The organism is Robbsia andropogonis, assembly GCF_000970345.1.
Taxonomy (GTDB): domain Bacteria; phylum Pseudomonadota; class Gammaproteobacteria; order Burkholderiales; family Burkholderiaceae; genus Robbsia; species Robbsia andropogonis.
This window is the reverse complement of the sequence record NZ_LAQU01000006.1, coordinates 154,117-176,368: the sequence shown is the minus strand read 5'-3', so window position 1 is coordinate 176,368 and position 22,252 is coordinate 154,117. Positions and strand designations below refer to the sequence as shown.

The following is a 22,252-nucleotide window of genomic DNA, read 5'->3' as shown; positions in this document are numbered from 1 at the left end:
AAGCCATCTGTTTGGTGACGTCCGGGTATGACGGTTCCATCCGGAAAATGCCGTCGGCAAGCGCTCGTCGTTCCCGCGGCGGGCGATTCGTAGCGTCTCATGCGTCGTGCGACTGTCGTGCCAAAGCCATCGGGGTGTCGCTGGGGTGTCATGAGCAGGCGTCTTAGGCTATAATTTGCAGGTTTAGCCCAATCAACACCTAGCCCTAGCGCCTACCTCCTCCCTCTATCGCCACCCCCCGTCGTTGCCGACTCAGCTTCCAAGTGGTCCGGCAATACGTGTGCCGCCGCAGCGCCGTTGTGTTCAAAAATTGGCCACGACCCGAGCGCGCGATGGTGCAAATGCGGGAGACGGCAGGTCGGCCAGGGCAATCCACCAGGAGCTCCCTGTGCTGCCGTCTTTTCCTCCTGCTTTGCTCGCGCTTGCCGACGGCACGATTTTCCGTGGCTGGTCGATCGGGGCCGAGGGCCATACGATCGGTGAAGTGGTGTTCAACACCGCCTTGACCGGTTATCAGGAAATTCTGACCGATCCTAGCTACGCGCGTCAGATTGTCACACTGACCTATCCGCATATCGGCAATGTCGGCACCAACGACGAGGATGTCGAATCCGCTTCCATCGCGACTGCCGGCCTCGTAATCCGTGACCTGCCATTGGTGGCGTCGAATTTTCGTTCGCAGCAGACGTTGAGCGACTACCTGCGCGGCGGCAATGTCCTCGGTATCGCGGGCATCGACACGCGCCGTCTGACCCGGCTGCTACGGGACAAGGGTGCGCAAAACGGCGCGATCCTGGCCGGGGAGGACAATACCGCCCGAGCAATCGAGCTCGCGCGCTCCTTTCCGGGATTAAGCGGCATGGACCTGGCAAAGGAAGTGTCGACCAAGCAGTCGTATGTGTGGACGCAGCGGGAATGGCGACTCGGCGTCGGGCAGCCCGAGCAGGCGGCACCGCGTTTCCATGTGGTCGCCTTCGACTATGGTGTCAAGTACAACATCCTGCGAATGCTGGCGGAGCGGGGCTGCAAGGTCACCGTCCTGCCGGCGCAAAGCACGATCGACGATGCGATGGCATTGAACCCGGATGGCCTCTTTCTGTCCAATGGCCCGGGAGATCCGGAGCCATGCGACTACGCGATCCGGGCGACGCGCGAGGCGATCGCCCGCGGCATTCCGACGTTTGGTATCTGCCTGGGGCACCAGATCATGGCCTTGGCGGTTGGCGCGAAGACGGTCAAGATGAAGACTGGCCATCATGGCGCAAACCACCCGGTGAAGGATCTCGACGACGGCCGCGTGGTCATCACGTCGCAGAACCATGGTTTCGCGGTCGATACGGATTCACTGCCGGCCAACGCCCGGGTCACGCACGTCTCGCTGTTCGACGGCACGCTGCAGGGGTTCGCACTGACGGACAAGCCGGCATTCTGCTTCCAGGGACACCCGGAAGCGTCGCCGGGCCCGTCGGACCTTGCGTACTTGTTCGATCGCTTCATCGATTCGATGGCCTCGAAGGGGCAGTCAGCGCAGCACGCGCGCTAAGCTCGACGTGGCACCGTCGACGCGGGACGGGTCGCGTGGGGAAACCCGCACCATCGCCCGGCCTGCTTCAACCGGGATGCAGCGTCGCTTGTTGCATCGATTCGATGCACGCGTTCCGCACCTTATTCAGTAAAAAAATATCGCCAGACATGCCAAAGCGCACAGACATAAAGAGCATCCTCATCATTGGCGCCGGTCCGATCGTCATCGGCCAGGCCTGCGAGTTCGACTATTCGGGCGCGCAAGCGTGCAAGGCGCTACGCGAGGAAGGCTATCGCGTGATCCTGGTCAACAGCAATCCGGCCACGATCATGACGGACCCGGACACGGCTGACGTGACCTATATCGAGCCGATTACGTGGGAAGTCGTCGAACGCATCATCGCGAAGGAAAAGCCCGATGCGATTCTGCCGACGATGGGTGGCCAGACGGCGCTGAACTGCGCGCTGGAGCTGCATCGCCAGGGCGTACTCGACAAATACAACGTCGAATTGATCGGGGCGAAGCCGAAGGCCATCGACATGGCGGAGGATCGCCTGAAGTTCAAGGAAGCAATGACCCGCATCGGCCTGGGCTCGGCGAAATCCGGCATTGCCCATTCGATGGAAGAAGCGTTGAAGGTACAGGCCGAGATCGCGGTGTTGACCGGCGGTAGCGGTTATCCCACGGTGATCCGTCCGTCATTCACGCTGGGTGGCTCCGGTGGTGGTATCGCCTACAACCGCGAGGAATTCGAGGAAATCTGCAAGCGTGGCCTCGACCTGTCGCCCACGCACGAGTTGTTGATCGAAGAATCGCTGCTCGGCTGGAAGGAATACGAGATGGAGGTCGTGCGTGACACGGCCGACAACTGCATCATTGTCTGCTCGATCGAAAACCTCGATCCAATGGGTATCCACACCGGCGATTCGATCACCGTTGCCCCGGCGCAGACACTGACGGACAAGGAATACCAGTTGCTGCGTAATGCGTCGCTGGCGGTGCTGCGCGAAATTGGCGTGGATACCGGCGGTTCGAATGTCCAGTTCTCGATCAATCCGAAAGATGGTCGGATGATCGTCATCGAAATGAACCCGCGCGTGTCGCGTTCATCGGCGCTGGCGTCGAAGGCCACCGGTTTTCCGATCGCCAAGATCGCCGCGAAGCTGGCCGTGGGCTATACGCTGGATGAGTTGCGCAACGAAATCACCGGTGGTCAAACGCCGGCTTCGTTCGAACCGTCGATCGACTATGTGGTTGTCAAGGTGCCGCGCTTTGCCTTCGAGAAGTTCCGCGAAGCAGATTCGCGCTTGACCACGCAGATGAAGTCGGTGGGCGAAGTGATGGCGATCGGCCGCACCTTTCAGGAGTCGTTCCAAAAGGCCCTGCGCGGGTTGGAAGTGGGCGTGGACGGTCTCGATGAAAAGTCGACGGATCGCGACGAAATCATCCAGGAAATCAGTGACACCGGTCCGGATCGGATCTGGTATCTGGCCGATGCTTTCCGGATTGGCCTGAGCGTGCAGGAAGTGTACGAGGAAACGGCGGTGGACCCCTGGTTCCTCGCGCAGATCGAAAACATCGTGCAGTTGGAAAAGGGCCTGGCTGGACGTGCGTTGTCCGGGTTGAGCGTGGACGAGCTGCGTTTCCTGAAGCGCGCCGGTTTTTCGGATCGTCGCTTGGCGAAGCTGCTCGGGACCACGCAAACGGACGTCAGGGCACGCCGGATCGCTTTGAACGTGCGTCCGGTGTACAAGCGCGTCGACACCTGCGCGGCGGAGTTCGCAACCGACACCGCCTACCTGTATTCGACCTACGAGGAAGAGTGCGAGGCCGAGCCGACGAACAACAAGAAGATCATGGTGCTGGGCGGCGGCCCGAACCGGATCGGACAAGGCATCGAATTCGACTACTGCTGCGTGCATGCGGCCCTGGCGTTGCGAGAGGATGGCTATGAGACGATCATGGTCAACTGCAACCCTGAAACGGTCTCGACCGACTACGACACGTCCGACCGACTGTATTTCGAGCCGCTGACGCTTGAGGACGTACTCGAGATCGTCGACAAGGAAAAGCCGGTTGGCGTCATCGTGCAGTATGGTGGCCAGACCCCGCTGAAGCTGGCGTTGGATTTGGAGGCGAACGGTGTACCGATTGTCGGCACGTCGCCGGACATGATTGACGCCGCGGAAGACCGTGAGCGTTTCCAGAAACTGCTGCAAGATCTGTCGCTGCGCCAACCGCCGAATCGCACGGCGCGAACCGAGTCTGAAGCGCTCACGCTGGCGAACGAAATCGGTTATCCGCTGGTCGTACGCCCGTCTTACGTGCTAGGCGGGCGCGCCATGGAAATCGTCCATGAGCCCCGTGATCTTGAACGCTATATGCGTGAAGCGGTCAAGGTCTCGCACGATTCGCCGGTATTGCTGGACCGTTTCCTGAACGATGCGATCGAATGTGACGTCGACTGTATCTGTGACGGCGAAGCGGTCTTCATCGGTGGGGTGATGCAGCATATCGAACAGGCCGGCGTCCATTCGGGCGACTCGGCATGCTCGCTGCCGCCGTATTCGCTGTCCGCGGCAACCGTCGAGGAGTTGAAGCGCCAGACCGCGGCCATGGCGCGCGGCCTGAACGTCGTGGGATTGATGAATGTGCAGTTCGCCATTCAGCAGGTTACGGATGCCGAGGGCAAGACTTCCGACGTGATCTACGTGCTGGAAGTGAACCCGCGCGCCTCGCGAACGGTGCCGTATGTGTCGAAGGCAACCGGCCTGCAACTTGCGAAGATCGCCGCGCGGGCGATGGTGGGTCAGACATTGGCGCGGCAGGGTGTGACGAAGGAAGTGATCCCGCCGTACTTCAGCGTCAAGGAAGCGGTGTTCCCATTTACGAAATTCCCGACGGTCGACCCGGTGCTCGGACCGGAAATGCGTTCGACCGGCGAGGTGATGGGCGTGGGCCGCACGTTCGGTGAGGCCTTGTTCAAGTCGCAACTGGCGGCAGGGTCGCGCCTGCCTGCGTCCGGCACGGTGTTGCTGACCGTGATGGACTCGGACAAGCCGGCGGCCGTCGAAATCGCACGTCGTCTCGACCAGTTGGGTTATCAGATCGTCGCGACGAAAGGTACTGCGGCAGCCATTTCTGCCGGCGGTGTTCCCGTCCGCGTGGTCAACAAGGTCAAGGACGGCCGGCCTCATGTGGTGGACATGATAAAGAACGGCGAAATCGCGCTTGTCATGACCACGGTGGATGAAACCCGTACTGCCATTGCGGATTCACGCTCTATCCGGATGAGCGCGCTCGCAAACAATGTGACCTACTACACGACCATCTCCGGCGCGCGTGCGGCGGTCGAAGGTTTGAATTCGTTGCAGCAGCTTGAGGTCTATGATTTACAAGGACTGCATGCTCGCCTAAACTAAACGCTTCGTGTGTGCGTTGGCGCTGCCGGTAACTGGCAGACGCCGACATGCGCCACTGGATGCAATGAGCCGCGGCTGGGCGGTATCGGTGCTGTGTCGTTACGAGCGGCGCTGGTCTTTCCGGCTGCGGCGATTTTTTTGTGCGCGATTTTTTATGCGCAAACTTTGTATGGGCAATTTGCTATGAGCACCATTCCTCTGACAAAACGTGGCGCGGAATTATTGAAGGAAGAGTTGCATCGGCTCAAGTCCGTCGAGCGTCCGTCGGTTATCAACGCGATCTCCGAGGCACGCGCGCAGGGCGACCTGTCTGAAAATGCCGAGTACGACGCCGCCAAGGAAAAGCAATCGTTCATCGAAGGACGCATTGCCGAACTGGAAGGCAAGATGTCGGTCGCGCAAATCATCGATCCGAAAACGCTGGAAGACAGCGCCGAGGGCCGGGTCGTGTTCGCGTCCACCGTCGATTTGCAGGATGCGGAAAGTGGTGAGAAGGTTACCTATCAGATCGTTGGCGACGATGAGGCGGACCTGGAGCATGGTCTGGTGTCGATCAGCTCCCCGATCGCCCGTGCCTTGATCGGCAAGTACGAAGGTGACACGGCGGCGGTCGTCGCTCCGGGCGGTACGCGCAAGTATGAGATCATCGGCGTGCGCTACGTGTGACGTAACGTCGTCAGGCCCGTGATGTATTGTCCTGGGTCGATAAAAAAACGGACCGTTATCAACGGTCCGTTTCGTTTTTCTCAGGTAGCGCGTTACGGCGGTGTGCGACGTGGGCGTGGCGTTTGCCGCGCCATTGCGCTCAGTCGCTCTGATGCATGCGCTTGACGCTGACTTTCCGCTTTTTCGCGCGCTTTATGTTACCACCGGCGGTCACGCGTTCGTTGCCGCGTACCAAGACATCCTTGGGACGTGCCCGGCGGCGTTCATTGCCAGTGGGCTTGATCACCTTGACCATGCGCGGCGCGGCGCCCTTGGCCTTGCCAGGTGCGTTGCCCGAGGCGGGCAGTTCGGCGACCGCGCGTGCGGCTGCGGCACGGGACACGGGGCCCGTCGCTCGTTTGGCATCGTGTTGCGGCGTGTCGCGCGACGGTTTTGCCGATGGTGCCGGGCGATACAGCACCAGTAGTTTGCCAATGTGTTGCACCAGCCCCGCGTTGAGTTGATCGCACAGCGTGGTGGCGGTTTCGATCCGCGTTTCGCGTTCGTCACCGAATACACGTACTTTGATCAGTTGATGGGACGTCAGGGCACGGTCTGTTTCTGCCAATACGGCATCGGTCAGGCCTTCACCCCCGATCAGGATGACGGGCTTCAGGGCGTGCGCCTGCGAACGGAATTCGGCACGGGCAGCGGGGGTCAGGGTCAGGGCGGGCATCGCGATACAGATCAGAAACAGACAGGGGCCGCCGGTAGGGCGGAAAAGCAGCGTATTATCCCCCAAAACAGGGGTATTCGATTAGTTTCATGGCAAAGAACCGTTTTAGTCACGCGTGGTTGCACGACCACATCAACGATCCGTACGTGAAGATGGCTCAGCGTGACGGCTATCGCGCACGCGCCGCGTATAAGTTGAAGGAGATCGACGAGCAGGACAAATTGATCCGTCCGGGGATGGTCATCGTCGATCTGGGCGCCGCGCCCGGCAGTTGGAGCCAGTACGCTCGGAACCGGCTCGGCATGCTGTCACGCAAGAAAAGTGATGTGGGCACGCAACAGGATGGGCACGCCGTGGCAACAGATGCGGCGTCAATGCGCAAGACCGCGGAGCGTGCGCAGCCAGCTTCCCCAGCGCTATCTCCGGACCAACCGTCCACGGCATTGAACGGCAGGATCATCGCGCTCGATATGCTGCCGATGGCGCCCATCGCGGATGTCGCGTTCCTGCAAGGTGACTTCCGGGAAGACGATGTGCTCGAAAAGCTGGAAAAAATGTTGGGTGGGTGTAAGGTTGACCTTGTGATCTCGGATATGGCCCCCAACTTGAGTGGAGTTGCCTTGGCCGATGCCGCGCGGATCGAACATGTGTGCGATCTCGCACTGGAATTTTCGCAACGGCATTTGACGCCGGACGGCGCATTGTTGGTGAAATGCTTCCACGGCAGCGGATATAGCCAGATTATCGAAAAGTTCAAGCACCAGTTCCGGGTCGTGGCGCCGCGCAAGCCCAAGGCGTCGCGCGACAAATCGTCGGAGACGTTCATTTTGGGAAAGAAGTTGAAGCATCCGGGATGACGTGCAATGGGTGTTTTGCCTGATTTCCGCGCCAAGCCGCAACATTCTGAAACATATTTTCAGCGTGTATGGGCTTAGGATCGTAATGAAAGGTGCCGCGCGGTTGCAAAGCCGCAGGGGGATGAAGCGGGAAGAGCCGAAACAATGACGGGAAAACCCCCGGAAGGCCATTTCGACGATTACGGACCTGCCTGGTGGATCCGGCCGCGCGTTGCGGTCGCGTCTATGGCGGGGGTTGTCGGAGTGGATTAGAATGCGCTGGAACAGCTTGGACATGGCATTGGTGTCCCGGCAGGCCGGCGATATCAGTGAAGGAGTGGTGCCTTGAACAACAATATGTTCTCGAAAGCGGCAGTGTGGCTGGTCATCGCACTGGTGCTGTTTACGGTGTTCAAGCAGTTCGACAAGCCTCGGGTTCAGGAAGGCGTGCCGTACTCGCAGTTCATGGACGACGCGAAGAACGGCAAGATTAAAGCTGTGACGGTCCAGGGACGCACACTGAACGTGACGCCGACGGACGGTCAGAAATACACGATCGTCCAGCCGGGCGACATCTGGATGGTCGGTGACCTGATGAAGTATGGTGTTCAGGTCAGCGGGAAGCCGGAAGACGAGCCGAATCTGTTGCTTTCGATCCTGACGTATGTAGGGCCTTCCATCCTGTTGATGGTGTTCTGGTTCTATATGATGCGACAGATGCAGGGTGGGGGTAAGGGCGGCGCCTTTTCCTTCGGCAAGTCGCGAGCGCGTCTGATCGACGAAAATAATAACGCTATCAACTTCACCGATGTCGCGGGTTGCGATGAGGCGAAGGAAGAAGTCAGCGAGTTGGTGGACTTCCTGCGCGATCCGCAAAAGTTCCAGAAGCTGGGCGGCCGTATTCCGCGTGGTGTCCTGTTGGTGGGCCCACCGGGAACGGGTAAGACATTGCTGGCGCGGGCGATTGCCGGCGAAGCCAAGGTGCCATTTTTCAGCATCTCCGGTTCGGACTTTGTCGAAATGTTTGTTGGCGTGGGCGCGGCGCGTGTACGCGACATGTTCGAGCAGGCCAAAAAGCATGCGCCTTGTATCGTATTCATCGACGAAATCGACGCCGTGGGTCGCCATCGCGGTGCCGGCATGGGCGGCGGTAACGATGAGCGCGAACAGACGTTGAACCAGATGCTGGTTGAGATGGACGGCTTCGAGGCGAATTCAGGCGTCATCGTGATCGCGGCAACGAACCGTTCGGACGTGCTGGACAAGGCATTGCTGCGTCCAGGCCGTTTCGACCGGCAAGTGTATGTCGGCTTGCCGGATATCCGCGGTCGTGAGCAAATCCTGAAGGTTCACTTGCGCAAGGTGCCCATCTCGGGTGATGTCGATGCGGCGGTGATCGCGCGTGGCACCCCGGGTTTCTCCGGCGCCGACCTGGCGAATCTGGTCAACGAATCGGCCTTGTTTGCGGCACGCCGTGGCAAGCGCATCGTCGAGATGCAGGACTTCGAGGATGCGAAGGACAAGATTTTCATGGGTCCGGAACGTCGTTCGGCAGTGATGCGGGAGGAAGAACGGCGCAATACCGCCTACCACGAGTCCGGCCATGCCGTGGTGGCGAAGCTGCTGCCGCTTGCGGACCCGGTGCATAAGGTCTCGATCATGCCGCGTGGCTGGGCCCTGGGCATCACGTGGCAGTTGCCGGAACATGATCGCGTGAACCTGTATCGTGAACGTATGTATGAAGAGATTGCGATTCTGTTCGGCGGTCGTGCGGCGGAAGAAGTGTTCTTGAATTCGATGTCGACCGGTGCGTCGAACGATTTCGAGCGCGCAACAAAGATGGCGCGTGACATGGTGACCCGCTACGGTATGTCCGATGTGCTGGGCACGATGGTCTATGTCGATACCGAGCAGGATGGTGTGTTCGGACGGATGTCCTCGAAGACTGTGTCCGAAGCAACGCAGCAGAAGGTGGATGCGGAAATCCGTCGGATACTCGACGAGCAGTATGCGCGTGCACGAGGTCTGCTCGAAGAACATCGTGCCAAGGTGGAAGTGATGGTGACGGCGCTGCTGGAATGGGAAACCATCGATGCGGATCAAGTCGATGACATCATGTCCGGCAAGAATCCTCGTCCGCCGAAGAATCTGCCGCCGCCGTCAGGGGGTAGCCCGACGAATGGTGGTGGCGGTTCGGACGCAAAGACGCCTACGAGCGTAACGGCGCCAGCTTAATAAGCGGATACACTAACGGGCCGGTGCATATGCACCGGCCTTTTTGTTTAGTGGTGCGTCAACGTTGGTGCGATGCGCAGGCATGGTGTGTCGCCCACGCTTCAACGTCGTTTTTACGCTGTATCCCTTGATGCAAGAGCAATACCTTGACTTCTTCCCCTTCCACACCCGGCCTGTCGGGCTTGCCCCTGTCGTCCGCTTCGGACGTGTCGCCGTCTGTCTCGGCGCAGGATAACGTTGCTGTTTCGTCGGAATCCGTGGTCTCCGCGATGCCGGTGGTGCCGCATGCACCGCGTTCAACATCGATGTTCGATGTCCTTCCGTCCGGACTTGTGGGGGATCACGGCATTTTCCGCTGCGGCCGGTTTCGGTTTTCATTGGCGCAGCCTTTGGTGATGGGTATTTTGAACGTCACGCCTGACTCTTTTTCCGACGGCGGCAAATATCAAATGCGCGATGCGGCCTTGCGTCGCGCCGAGGCCATGATCCGGGAGGGTGCCCATATTCTCGACATTGGCGGCGAGTCGACGCGTCCGGGTGCGCTTGAAGTCTCGCTGGGAGAAGAGCTGGACCGCGTTTTGCCTGTTGTCGAGGCATTGCGTGACTTCGGTGTGGCGTTGTCCATCGATACATACAAACCGGATGTGATGCGCGCGGCGTTGGAAGCCGGAGCCGACATGATCAACGACATTCGTGCGTTTACCGAAGATGGCGCATTGGAAGTGGTGGCGCGAAATCAGTGCGGCGTCTGTGCGATGCATATGCAGGGTGCGCCGACAACGATGCAGGATGCGCCCTCGTACGAGGATGTGGTCGACGAAGTGCGGCATTTCCTGGAGCGTCGCGTGATCGCGTTGGAATCGTCGGGCGTGGCACGCGAACGGATTGTCGTCGATCCGGGTTTTGGCTTTGGCAAGTCTGTCGCGCATAACTTCCGGCTGCTGCGCGACCTGCCGATGACGTCTCCTGGTGGCTTGCCAATTCTCGCGGGTATGTCGCGCAAGTCGATGCTTGCCGCGGTGATACCGTCGCAAGAGGGTGAGGTGCCACCGGCATCACGGGTGATTGCCAGCGTGGCCGCCGCGGTGTGCGCGGCGGAACGGGGCGCCGCCATCATTCGCGTGCATGATGTGGCCCAGACCGTGGAGGCGTTGTCGGTATGGAGCGCGATCGGACAAGACGACCCGGCAGCGCCGCAGCCGCGTGGCGCCATCGTCGAAATGGCCGACGGACGCGCTGTTGACGCTGACGGGACAGCATCGGAGAGGGCGGATGCCGTTGAGGGCATGGCCGATGCTATTGTGCCGGGCGGTGATGATGCCACGCCGGAACGGCGCGGCGACTGAGCCCCGCACCCGCGGAAGACGTGGCTGCAGGTGCAGGGCAGGAATAGCTTTGTGAAGCAGCCGGACGCCGTGCGGCGAGAGGTACCTCGCGCGCGTTGCGCGGGTCCGGGACGACGAGTAGAGGAGATGTCATGGCAGGCCGGCGATATTTTGGAACCGATGGGATCCGCGGGCGGGTGGGCGAGTCACCGATTACGCCCGATTTCGTCCTGAAACTGGGCTATGCGGCGGGTGAAGTGCTCGTGCATGCGACGGATTTGGCGCCTCGTGCGCCAGAACCTCGTCCGTTGCCGGGGGCGGCGCCGCGGACGGCATCGTATGACGATGAGGCCGACACGCTTGCCGCAATGGCGCATCAGGCGGCTCAGGCCACACAGAAAGGCGGTGACCAGCGTGTCAGCCAGCGTCCATTGGGCAAGGACGGCGAGCGGCGTGGCCTGTTCCGCTCGGGCCGGCCAACGGTGTTGATCGGCAAAGACACGCGGATCTCGGGCTACATGCTCGAAGCGGCATTGGAAGCGGGCTTCGCGGCCGCCGGCGTCGATGTAATGCTGGCAGGGCCGATGCCCACTCCGGCCATTGCCTACCTTACCCGGGCATTGCGCTTGTCCGCGGGCGTGGTGATCAGTGCATCACACAACCCGTATTACGATAACGGCATCAAGTTCTTCAGTGCCGACGGCAACAAACTGCCTGACGATATTGAACGGCAGATCGAAGCGCGGCTGGAAGCGCCGCAATCGTGCGCGCCGTCGGAAAAACTGGGCCGCGCGCGACGACTCGACGATGCGGCGGGGCGGTATATCGAATTCTGCAAGAGCACCTTCCCTGCGAGCTATGACCTGCGTGGCATGCGCCTGGTGATCGATTGCGCGAACGGCGCCGCGTACGATATCGCGCCGCATGTGTTTCATGAGCTGGGCGCCGAGGTGATTCCGATCGGCGTTCGCCCGAACGGCTTCAATATCAATGATGGCGTCGGCGCCACGGCGCCTGAAGCGCTGATCGAATCGGTGAAGCAAAACCAGGCGGACCTGGGCATCGCGCTCGACGGTGACGCGGACCGGCTGCAGGTCGTCGATGCGACCGGCCGTCTCTACAATGGCGATGAACTGCTCTATGTGCTGGTCAAGGATCGGATTGCGACGGACGGCAACGTGCCGGGGGCAGTGGGGACCTTGATGACGAATCTTGCGGTCGAGCAGGCACTCGGTCGCTTGAATGTCGGTTTTGTCCGGGCCGCGGTGGGTGACCGCTATGTGCTGGAACAATTACGCGAGCACGACTGGCAGTTGGGCGCGGAAGGTTCCGGTCATATCCTGTCCTTGGATCGGCATACCACTGGCGATGGCATTGTCTCGGCGTTGCTGGTGCTTGCGGCGATGCGCCGCAGCGGCAAGACGCTGGCAGAACTGCTGGAAGGGCTGACCTTGTTCCCGCAAAAGCTGATCAATGTGCGGATTGCCGCTGGTGCTGACTGGAAAGCCGATGCGTCGATCGGCGCCGCCATCGACAAGGCCAATACGGCGTTGTCGGGTACCGGCCGCGTGTTGATTCGCGCCTCCGGCACCGAGCCCGTGTTACGCGTCATGGTGGAGGCGGAAGACGCCGGGGCCGCCACCGCACAGGCTGAATCGATCGCAGGGGCGGTCCGTCTCGCTTTCGCCTGATGCCCGCCTGATCGCTGGCATGGCGTGAAGCTGATCGCGCCTCGAAGGCGCGATCAGCATGACAACGCACTCCTCCCGTCGATCCACGTGCTTGACGCAACATCCCTTCCCGGACGGTCACTCGCGTCGTCTTTCGGTCATTCTGACCTGTCATTGTCATTACAGCGGCCGATTGCGACTGTCACATGACTGTCATGTTATTGACTTAAGCTCCGGTTTGTCCTGCGGGACTGTCCGCATTTCACTTCAATGGAGAGGTCATGAACTTGATGAAAACCGCGATCGCCGGCTTGGTCACCGCCCTCGTCGCTACCGCGGGCCATGCCGCAGACATCACGGGTGCAGGCAGCACGTTCGCCGCGCCGGTCTATGGCAAGTGGGCAGCCGAATATCAAAAAGCGACCGGCAACAAGGTCAACTACCAAGGCATCGGCTCTTCCGGGGGCATCAAGCAAATCCAGGCAAAGACGGTTGATTTCGCTGGCTCCGACGTACCGATGACGGACGAAGAGCTTGCAAAGAACGGTTTGGTCGAATTCCCGACGGTCGTTGGCGGGATCGTCCCCGTTGTGAATATCCCGGGCGTGAAGCCGGGCCAACTGGTGTTGTCGGGCGAGGTCCTGGCGGACATCTACCTGGGTAAGATCACGAAGTGGAATGCGCCGGAAATCGTCGCGCTGAATCCGAAGGCCAAGTTGCCGGATACGGATATTGCCGTGGTCCGTCGTGCTGACGGCTCGGGCACGTCCTTCATCTTCACGAACTACCTGTCGAAGGTCAGCGCGGACTGGAAGTCGAAGGTCGGCGAAGGCGCGACGGTCAACTGGCCGACGGGTACGGGTGGCAAAGGCAACGACGGCGTGGCGGCATTCGTGCAACGCTTGCCGGGCGCGATTGGCTACGTGGAATCGGCTTACGCGACGCAAAACCACATGACCTACGCTGACATGAAGAACGCGGCGGGCAAGGTGGTCGCACCGACGGTCGACACGTTCAAGGCGGCGTCGGCCAGCGCGGACTGGAGCAAGACGTTCTACCAGATCCTGACGAACACGAGCGGTGCCAATGCATGGCCGATCGTCGCGGCAACGTATGTGATGGTCCATGCATCGCAAGACAAGCCAGAACAAGGCGCGGCCGTGCTGAAGTTCTTCGACTGGTCGTTCAAGAACGGCGCGGCCGGTGCCGCTTCGCTTGACTACATACCGTTGCCGGCATCGGTCGTCACGCAAATCCACAATGCGTGGAAGAACGTGAAGGACGGTTCGGGCAAGGTTATCGCGGCCGAGTAAGAAGCGATCCACGGTTGGCTGGCAAGCCGGCCGTGATTAGGCAGTTAAAAAAAACCACGCCGACGCTCACGCGACTTCTCGCGACACGGCAGTGGTAAATGACAAGCAGTTGGCGGGACGGGGTACCCATCGGCGGCAGCACGCGCGGCGTGCTGGCGTTGAAGGGTGCCCTTAAATGTATCCAATGCCATTCGATGACAGTTTGGTGACATGAGGGTGACTATGGTAATGGCCATCGTCCCTGGCGTCGCATGCTGTCGGCGAGTGGTGAAGTGTTAGCTCTTCGGACGGCAAGCGAATCGGTTTGATTTCGTTTGCCATCGTGCCCTCGGGCACTTGTGCCATCGCGACTCGACATCATGTCAGATATCTCTTCCGCAGCGTCTCAAGGCGGCGCCGATTCCGGCGCGATGCCGCCGGGCGCATCGTTGGCGGCGCCGCGTGCACCTGGTCAGTTTGGCGACGTGGTCTTCGGCCTGCTGACACGGGCGAGCGCCTTGATCACGTTGGTGCTGCTGGGCGGCATCATCGTTTCGCTCGTGATTGAATCCTGGCCGTCGCTGCGCCAGTTCGGTTTCAGTTTCCTCGTCAATAGCGAATGGGACCCGCCGAACCAGCAGTTCGGCGCATTGGTGCCGATCTACGGCACGATCATCACGTCGGTGATCGCGATGGTCATTGCAGTGCCGGTGAGCTTTGGCATCGCGTTATTCCTGACGGAACTGTCGCCGGCGTGGCTGCGTCGCCCGCTGGGTATCGCGATCGAACTGCTCGCCGCGATTCCTTCGATTGTTTATGGAATGTGGGGGCTGCTGGTCTTCGCCCCGATCTTCTCGACATGGTTCCAGTTGCCATTGAAGCATCTGCTGGGCGGTCTGCCGATTGTCGGCGCATTGTTCCAGGGGCCACCGATCGGGATCGGCCTGCTGTGCGCCGGCGTGATCCTGGCGATCATGATCATTCCCTACATCTCTGCCGTGATGCGCGATGTGTTCGAAGTGACGCCGGTGCTGCTGAAGGAATCGGCGTATGGCATCGGTTGCACGACGTGGGAAGTGATGTGGCGAGTGGTGTTGCCCTTCACGAAGACCGGCGTGATCGGTGGCGTGATGCTGGGTCTCGGCCGCGCGCTGGGTGAGACGATGGCGGTGACGTTTGTTATCGGCAACACGAACATGTTTTCCGGCGTCTCGCTATTCGCGCCAGGGAACAGTATTACGTCAGCGCTGGCGAATGAATTCGCCGAAGCACAGCCAGGTTTGCATACGTCGGCGCTGATGGAGCTGGGTCTGATTCTATTCGTCATCACGTTCATCGTGCTGGCGTTGTCGAAACTGATGCTGTTGCGTCTGCAAAAACAAGAGGGCCGCAAGTGAGCGATCAATCGATGAGTCTGCAACGTCCCCAAGCGCGCGAACAACGCGATGCGATCATCAAGGAAAGGCTGCAAGCCAAGCGCCGTCGTGTCAATGGCATGGCGCTGACCCTGTCCCTGTTGGCAATGGCCTTTGGTCTGCTGTGGCTGCTGTGGATTCTCTATACGACGATTCACCTCGGTTTGCGTGGGTTGAGCATCAACCTGTTCACCCAATCGACACCGGCGCCGAATTCCGGTGACGGCGGGTTGGCGAACGCGATCGTTGGCAGTTTCGAGATGGTCGGCGTGGCCACGATGATCGGCACGCCGCTGGGCGTGATGGCCGGCATCTACCTTGCCGAATACGGTCGCGCCAGTTGGCTGGCTAGCCTGGTGCGCTTCTTGAACGATGTGCTGCTGTCCGCGCCGTCGATCGTGATCGGTCTGTTTGTCTACGCGATTGTCGTGGCGTCGATGGGCCATTTCAGCGGCCTGGCCGGTGTCATCGCCCTGGCGCTGCTGCAGATTCCGATCGTCATCCGCACGACCGAGAACATGCTGAACCTGGTTCCGGTGGCGTTGCGGGAAGCGTCGTTCGCGCTGGGGATTCCGAAGTGGAAGATGATCGGTTCGATCACGCTGCGCGCGTCGATCGGCGGGATTATCACCGGGGTGCTGCTGGGGGTGGCGCGGATCGCCGGTGAAACGGCGCCGCTGCTGTTCACGGCACTGTCGAATCAGTTCTTCAGCACCAGCCTGATGCAGCCGATGGCCAGTTTGCCCGTCACGATATACCAGTTCGCGATGAGTCCGTTCGCTGACTGGCAGTCGCTGGCATGGGCCGGTGTCTTCCTGATCACGCTCGGCGTGCTCGCCCTGAACGTTGCCGCGCGTCTGATTACGCGGAAAAAGTAAACAAGGATAGGTGTTGACCATCATGGCAATTGTTCAAACGAGCGATATAGCGACGAAGCACGCAGACAATGTGGCGACGTTGTCCGCGCCAAGCCCGAATCCAGCCGCCATGCGCGGCCGCGCGAAGATTCAGGTACGCGACCTGAACTTCTACTACAGCGGTTTCCATGCGTTGAAGCATATAGCGCTGGATATCCCGGAAAAGAAGGTAACGGCCTTCATCGGTCCGTCCGGCTGCGGCAAGTCCACGCTGTTGCGCACGTTTAATCGGATGTACGCGCTGTACCCGGAGCAACGCGCCGAGGGAGAGATCATGATGGACGGCGAGAACCTGCTGACCACGTCGATGGATATCTCCCTGCTGCGCGCGCGCGTCGGCATGGTGTTTCAAAAACCGACGCCGTTTCCGATGTCGATTTATGAAAACATCGCGTTCGGCGTACGGATGTTCGAAAAGCTCAGCCGTAGCGAGATGGACGATCGCGTGGAATGGGCTCTGACAAAAGCGGCGCTTTGGACCGAAGTAAAGGATAAATTGCAACAAAGCGGTTACGGCCTGTCCGGCGGCCAACAGCAACGTTTGTGTATCGCACGTGGCATCGCGGTGCGCCCCGAAGTCTTGTTGCTCGACGAGCCATGCTCCGCGTTGGACCCAATCTCGACCGGCCGTATCGAGGAACTGATCGACGAATTGAAGCACGACTATACGGTCGTGATCGTTACTCACAATATGCAGCAAGCGGCGCGTTGTTCCGACTACACGGCCTATATGTATCTGGGGGAACTGGTCGAGTTCGGCGAAACGCAAAAGATTTTCGTGAAGCCGCAGCGCCGTGAGACGGAAGACTACATCACCGGCCGTTTCGGTTGATACCGCCAGTCGTGCGGTTCCGATAGCGTCACAACCCAATAGGACGGGCCATGCCACAGGAAAAACAACATCTTTCCAGCCAGTTCGATGCCGATCTGAACTTGCTGTCTTCCAAGCTTCTCGAAATGGGCGGCTTGGTGGAGTCGCAGATCGTCAACGCGATGGATGCATTGAATAACTACAATGAAACCGCCATACGTCACGTTGCCACGGCCGAACGCCGTGTCAATGAGATGGAAGTGGAAATCGACCAGCAATGCAACGACATCATTGCGCGTCGACAACCCGCTGCTCGTGATTTACGACTGCTTATGGCGGTTTCCAAGGCGATCACCAATCTGGAGCGTGCCGGTGACGAGGCGCAGAAAGTCGCCAAGCGGACGCAGCGGATCATCGACGACGGCGCGGGCCGTGCGATCAATACCGCCGAAATTCGCCTATCAGGTGAAATGGCGGCGTCGATTCTGCACAATGTGCTGGACGCGTTTGCGCGCCTGGACATCAACGCCGCCTTGCAGATTGTCCGTGATGACAAGGCCATCGACAGCGAATTCGATGCCTTTGTACGCAAGCTGGCCACGTATATGATGGAAGATCCACGGACGATCTCGGTCGGACTGGATTACCTGTTTGTCGCAAAAGCGATTGAACGGATTGGCGATCATGCAAAGAATATCGCCGAACTGATCATCTACATCGTCAAGGGCACCGATGTGCGCCATATGCCGCGCGAGACGATGGAGCGCGAAGCGTTGAGCTGATCGGATCACGTGTGTGCCGACGTGGTGTTTCCAGCAGGCCTGCGAGCGGCGCGCGATTGACGGCGGTGAATTCATATCCGCCGCTGTGTAGTTGACCTGTGTCGCCAGCAGGGTTTCCCCAGGAGAGTTTTCAACATGCCCAGCAGTATCCTTGTCGTCGAAGACGAGCCGTCGATTTCGGAACTGATCGCCGTCAACCTCGAGCATGCCGGCCATTACGCGATACGTGCTTATAACGCCGAGCAGGCGCAGCATCTGATCGGCGATGTGCTACCGGATCTGATCCTGCTCGATTGGATGCTGCCGGGAAAATCCGGCATTGCGTTTGCGCGTGAGTTGCGCATGGATGAACGTACCCGCAGCATTCCGCTGATCATGCTGACGGCACGCGGGGAAGAAGCCGACAAGGTAGCGGCACTGGAGACCGGTGCCGACGACTATGTGACCAAGCCGTTTTCGCCTAAGGAATTAATGGCGCGCATCAAGGCGGTATTGCGCCGTCGCGCGCCGCAATTGACCGAGGATGTGGTGGCGATCAACGGCCTGCGTCTGGATCCGACGACGCACCGCGTCAGCGCCAAGCGGCTTGCCATTGCCGGCGAGGTTGCCGCGGACGGCGTCGAGCTGAACGAAGATATCCGCTTGGAGCTGGGGCCAACGGAATTCCGCCTGCTACACTTCCTGATGACGCATCCGGAGCGCGTGCATAGCCGCACCCAGCTGCTTGACCGCGTCTGGGGCGACCATGTGTTTGTCGAGGAACGGACCGTGGATGTCCACATCAAGCGGCTACGCGCGGCGCTGAAGCCGGCGGGTTGCGACTTGATGATCGAGACGGTGCGCGGCAGCGGTTACAGGCTGTCCAAACACGCGTAATACAATACGGCCAGGCGTTTGGAGGCAGTCGGAGCCCCGGTGATCGCCGCCGGGTGCGCAGGATATCCAGCGCACCGGGCGGATGTTGCAGGCGGCGCTGCTCCTCAAGGCGCGCGGAAGAGGCGGCTTCGGCCGTGCTTCCGCGCGTTTGTTGTTTTCGGAGCGACAATATGAATGTGATCTGGGCGCGGGCGACGGCGTCGCTGGTGCTGTTTCTGCTGCTGATCGGCGTGATAAGTGTGGTATTCGGCATCACCGCGGGGCTGGCCCTGGGCGTTGTCGGCATGCTGCTGCACTGGGCTTTCGCCACGTACCAGGCACAGCGCCTGTGGCGCCTGCTGGATAAGCCCGCCTACGGCACGGTGCCGAGCGCGCCGGGCGTCTGGGGCGAAATTTACTATCGGCTGTTTCGTTTCTCCAAGCGGTGGTATCAACAGGTTCGCGATATCGAGGCGCAGCACACGCGTTTCATCGAGGCGATTCAGGTCTCGCCGAACGGCATCATCCTGCTCGACCGGGAACAGCGCATAGAGTGGTGCAATGCCAATGCCGAGCGCCATTTCGGCGTGGACGCCGAGCGGGATGTCGGCCAGCACATCACCCATCTGATACGGCAGCCGGAGTTCATTCAATATATCGGCTCGCCACGGGAGGGCATGGATCTGCGGATGAGTGGGATGGGCCGCAAATTTCATAAAATCCTGTCTGTCCAGGTGCTGCCTTATGGGGACCAGCGCAAGGTCGTGATCTCGCAGGACGTGACAAAGCTGGAACGCACGGATTCGATGCGCCGCGACTTCGTCGCCAACGTGTCGCACGAGTTGAAAACGCCGCTCACCGTGCTGTCGGGCTTTCTCGAGACGATGCGGGAGTTGCCGTTGAGTGAAGCGGACCGTGCCCGATACCTCAGCTTGATGGAGCAGCAGTCGCTGCGTATGCAGAACATCGTCAATGACCTGCTGGTCCTGGCGCATATCGAGGGCGATCCGAAGCCGCCGGGCGACCAGCGAGTGGACGTTCGCACCTTGACGCAGCATTTGCGGGATGAAGCCATCGGCTTGTCCGGCGGCAAGCATACGATCCATCTCGACATCGACCCGACCGTGGGCATCACCGGTGCCGAAAACGAGATCGCGAGCGCGTTTGGCAACCTGGTCAGCAATGCCGTGCGGTACACCCCGGAAGGGGGCGTCATCGACGTCTCCTGGCGTGCCGAGGATGGCTATGGGGTGTTTACGGTAACCGATGACGGTATCGGCATTCCGGCTGAACATATTCCGCGGTTGACCGAACGTTTCTATCGCGTGGACCGGAGTCGTTCACGCGGGACGGGGGGGACAGGGCTGGGACTTGCGATCGTCAAGCACGTATTGCAGCGCCATGAAGCGCGCCTGAGCATCCGCAGTCAGGTGGGACGTGGGAGTCAGTTCGCCGTGCACTTTCCCCGGCACCGGACTGTGCTGATGAACGCCTTCATCGAGGACGATACCGACGACGACATGGGGGAGCTGGATGCCGCGATCGACGTCCCCCATTCACGTCCGCTCGCCTGAGCGGTCCGCCCGACGCAAGCCGTCAAACGCAGAACTTCTGCAGCAAACTCAGCTGCGCACTGCGCGTGGTTTTGCCGGGGCGGCGGCGGTGATATTCGCCGTCGCTTTGCATGACCCAGGCGTTCTGGTTATCGCCAATAAAAGCAGAGAGCCCTTCGGCGATCACGCGCCGTTTCAACCGGCGATCCAGTATCGGGAACGCGACCTCGACGCGGCGGAAGAAATTGCGATCCATCCAGTCGGCGCTGGACAGGAACACGTCCTCGGCACCATCGGCATAGAAATAATAGATGCGATGATGTTCGAGGAACCGGCCAATGATCGATCGCACGGTGATGTTCTCGGACAATCCCGGCACGCCGGGCTGCAGTGAGCAGACACCGCGGATGATCAGATCGATTTTCACGCCTGCCATCGATGCTTCGTACAGCGCGGTAATCGTCGTGGGTTCCAGCAATGCATTCATCTTGGCGACGATCCGCGCCTTGCGGCCCGCGCGCGCTGCGTCCGCTTCGCGGTTAATCGCTTCCACCAGCTTCGTGTGCAGTGTGAACGGCGATTGCCAAAGATAATTCAGCGACAACTGGCCATTGATCCCGGTCAACTGCTGGAACACATGGTGAACGTCTTCACAGAGGCCCGGATGGCTGGTCATCAGACCGAAGTCGGTGTAGAGGCGCGCCGTTTTCGGGTGATAGTTCCCGGTGCCCAAATGGACATAACGGCGCAGCGTCGCCTGCCCATTGATCGTGCTGCGGCGCACGATCAGGATCATCTTCGCATGGCATTTGTGGCCCACCACGCCGTAGACGACGTGGGCACCGGCCTGTTCGAGGCGCTCTGCCCAATTGATATTGGTTTCCTCGTCGAAACGCGCGAGTAGTTCCACGACCACAGTAACAGCCTTGCCATTGCGCACGGCGAGCATCAGCGCATCCATCAGCGCCGAGTCGCTGCCAGTGCGATAGATGGTCTGCTTGATGGCAACCACGTGCGGATCTTTTGCCGCCTGCAGCAGCAATTCCAGCACCGGTTGGAAGCTTTCATATGGGTGATGCAGCAGGATATCGCCGTGATCGATCGCATCGAACAGCGTGGCCGTGGGCGGATTCAATTGCGGCGAAGCCGGCACGTGCGGTACGAACTTCAGGTCGGGGCGGTCCACCAGATCCGGAAGTTGCATCAAACGAACCAGATTCACCGGACCATCCACCCGGTAGCAATCGCGGTCCGACAGACCGGATTCCTCTCGCAGGCGGCGCAGCAGTTCGGCGGGCGTGTCCGCGGACACTTCCAGCCTTACCGGGCTGCCAAAATGCCGTGCGCTCAGCTCACCCTGCAAGGCGACGCGCAGGTCGGTGATCTCGTCCTCGTCCACGAACAGTTCACTATTACGTGTGACGCGGAACTGATTGCAACTGCGCAGTTCCAGACCGGGGAACAGGTCTCCCACGAAGCGCTCCATGAAACTGCTCAGCAGCACGAATCCATATGGATGTCCGGACAGTTCCGTCGGCATGCGCACCAGTCGCGGCAGCACGCGCGGCGCCTGGACGATGCCGAGCACGGCGTCACGTCCGAATGCATCCTTGCCGGCCAGTTCCACGGCGAAGTTCAAGCTCTTATTCAAGACGCGAGGGAACGGGTGCGCCGGGTCGAGGCCGATGGGCGTCAGCACCGGCGTCAGTTCGGTATGGAAATAGTGCTGCGCCCATGCCGTTTGTTCGGCGTTCCACGATTCCGGCTCGTGAAAAACGATGCCTTCCTTGCCTAGCGCCGGAAGCACGGTATCGTGCAGCATCGAGTATTGGCGTTTCACCAGACGGTGCGCACGCTCCGCAATCACCGTGTATGCTTGCTGCATCGACATGCCGTCAGGGGTCATCAGCCCCGGTGTGTCGCGCATTTCCTCCTGCAGTCCCGCCATCCGGACTTCGAAGAACTCATCGAGGTTGCTGCTGGTGATGCAGAGGAAGCGCAGGCGCTCGAGCAGCGGTACCGCTGGGTCCGCCGCCTGCGCCAGGACACGCTCGTTGAATGCCAGCACGCCCAGTTCACGGTTCAGCAACGGATAGTGCGAACTGCCTCTGCGTACGCGAATACCGGTTGCCAGTACGGCGGTGCGGGGCGCGGCGGCGCTTTCGGTGGTCAATTCTTCGTCGAAGCTCGACGGGGGGAGGGGAGCGGATGCATCGGTGGGCGCCATAAGTCG

Annotated in this window: 14 protein-coding genes and 3 pseudogenes; 15 read left to right on the top strand and 2 right to left on the bottom strand. The window is 60.3% G+C overall.

Annotated elements, in window-relative coordinates; all coding sequences use genetic code 11:
• Window positions 1-388: 388 nt before the first annotated feature.
• The 3 genes from carA (at window position 389) to greA (ending at window position 5,613) form a co-directional block, all read left to right on the top strand.
• Entirely contained in the window at window positions 389-1,543 is a 1,155-nt protein-coding gene (gene carA, locus WM40_RS08240) for a glutamine-hydrolyzing carbamoyl-phosphate synthase small subunit (RefSeq protein ID WP_046152626.1), read from the top strand.
• 149 nt (window positions 1,544-1,692) lie between these two features.
• Window positions 1,693-4,947: a carbamoyl-phosphate synthase large subunit gene (carB, locus tag WM40_RS08235; RefSeq protein ID WP_046152625.1), complete on the top strand. Its 3,255-nt coding sequence runs from the start codon at window positions 1,693-1,695 to the stop codon at window positions 4,945-4,947.
• A 183-nt stretch (window positions 4,948-5,130) separates the two neighbouring features.
• Window positions 5,131-5,613 (top strand): transcription elongation factor GreA, encoded by a 483-nt coding sequence (gene greA / locus WM40_RS08230; RefSeq protein ID WP_046152675.1) that lies wholly within the window; start codon window positions 5,131-5,133, stop codon window positions 5,611-5,613.
• 139 nt (window positions 5,614-5,752) lie between these two features.
• Here greA and WM40_RS08225 read toward each other — a convergent pair whose 3' ends face one another.
• Window positions 5,753-6,328 carry a YhbY family RNA-binding protein gene (locus WM40_RS08225; protein ID WP_036006783.1) on the bottom strand — a complete coding sequence of 192 codons (576 nt, stop codon included), beginning with the start codon at window positions 6,326-6,328 and terminating at the stop codon, window positions 5,753-5,755.
• An 89-nt stretch (window positions 6,329-6,417) separates the two neighbouring features.
• On the opposite strand from WM40_RS08225, the gene WM40_RS08220 reads away from it, so the two are divergent.
• The 12 genes and pseudogenes from WM40_RS08220 to phoR all read left to right on the top strand — a co-directional run.
• Window positions 6,418-7,185 carry an RlmE family RNA methyltransferase gene (locus WM40_RS08220; RefSeq protein ID WP_046152624.1) on the top strand — a complete coding sequence of 256 codons (768 nt, stop codon included), beginning with the start codon at window positions 6,418-6,420 and terminating at the stop codon, window positions 7,183-7,185.
• Window positions 7,186-7,509: 324 nt separating this feature from the next.
• Window positions 7,510-9,399, top strand: coding sequence for an ATP-dependent zinc metalloprotease FtsH (gene ftsH, locus WM40_RS08215; RefSeq protein ID WP_024901445.1), 1,890 nt, complete (start codon window positions 7,510-7,512; stop codon window positions 9,397-9,399).
• A 305-nt stretch (window positions 9,400-9,704) separates the two neighbouring features.
• A pseudogene (gene folP, locus WM40_RS08210) lies at window positions 9,705-10,571 on the top strand (dihydropteroate synthase); the annotation flags it as partial.
• A 305-nt stretch (window positions 10,572-10,876) separates the two neighbouring features.
• Window positions 10,877-11,059 (top strand): annotated as a pseudogene (gene glmM / locus WM40_RS32450) (phosphoglucosamine mutase); the annotation flags it as partial.
• A 33-nt stretch (window positions 11,060-11,092) separates the two neighbouring features.
• A complete protein-coding gene (gene glmM / locus WM40_RS08205; protein ID WP_081764714.1) occupies window positions 11,093-12,415 on the top strand; it encodes a phosphoglucosamine mutase in 1,323 nt (440 codons plus the stop codon).
• A 260-nt stretch (window positions 12,416-12,675) separates the two neighbouring features.
• Complete coding sequence (gene pstS, locus WM40_RS08200; RefSeq protein ID WP_024901442.1) at window positions 12,676-13,707, top strand: phosphate ABC transporter substrate-binding protein PstS; 1,032 nt, start codon at window positions 12,676-12,678, stop codon at window positions 13,705-13,707.
• A gap of 359 nt (window positions 13,708-14,066) precedes the next feature.
• Window positions 14,067-15,083, top strand: coding sequence for a phosphate ABC transporter permease PstC (gene pstC, locus WM40_RS08195; protein WP_024901441.1), 1,017 nt, complete (start codon window positions 14,067-14,069; stop codon window positions 15,081-15,083).
• An 11-nt stretch (window positions 15,084-15,094) separates the two neighbouring features.
• Window positions 15,095-15,979, top strand: a complete 885-nt coding sequence (pstA, locus tag WM40_RS08190; RefSeq protein ID WP_046152673.1) for a phosphate ABC transporter permease PstA — start codon at window positions 15,095-15,097, stop codon at window positions 15,977-15,979.
• A gap of 109 nt (window positions 15,980-16,088) precedes the next feature.
• Window positions 16,089-16,850, top strand: a complete 762-nt coding sequence (gene pstB, locus WM40_RS08185; protein ID WP_176025987.1) for a phosphate ABC transporter ATP-binding protein PstB — start codon at window positions 16,089-16,091, stop codon at window positions 16,848-16,850.
• 50 nt (window positions 16,851-16,900) lie between these two features.
• Complete coding sequence (gene phoU, locus WM40_RS08180; protein ID WP_024901438.1) at window positions 16,901-17,611, top strand: phosphate signaling complex protein PhoU; 711 nt, start codon at window positions 16,901-16,903, stop codon at window positions 17,609-17,611.
• Between the two features lie 135 nt (window positions 17,612-17,746).
• Window positions 17,747-18,487, top strand: coding sequence for a phosphate regulon transcriptional regulator PhoB (gene phoB / locus WM40_RS08175; protein ID WP_024901437.1), 741 nt, complete (start codon window positions 17,747-17,749; stop codon window positions 18,485-18,487).
• 170 nt (window positions 18,488-18,657) lie between these two features.
• A pseudogene (phoR, locus tag WM40_RS08170) lies at window positions 18,658-19,947 on the top strand (phosphate regulon sensor histidine kinase PhoR); the annotation flags it as partial.
• 115 nt (window positions 19,948-20,062) lie between these two features.
• On the opposite strand, the gene ppk1 reads toward phoR, so the two are convergent.
• Window positions 20,063-22,246 carry a polyphosphate kinase 1 gene (gene ppk1 / locus WM40_RS08165; RefSeq protein WP_081764709.1) on the bottom strand — a complete coding sequence of 728 codons (2,184 nt, stop codon included), beginning with the start codon at window positions 22,244-22,246 and terminating at the stop codon, window positions 20,063-20,065.
• Between the last annotated feature and the right edge of the window lie 6 nt (window positions 22,247-22,252).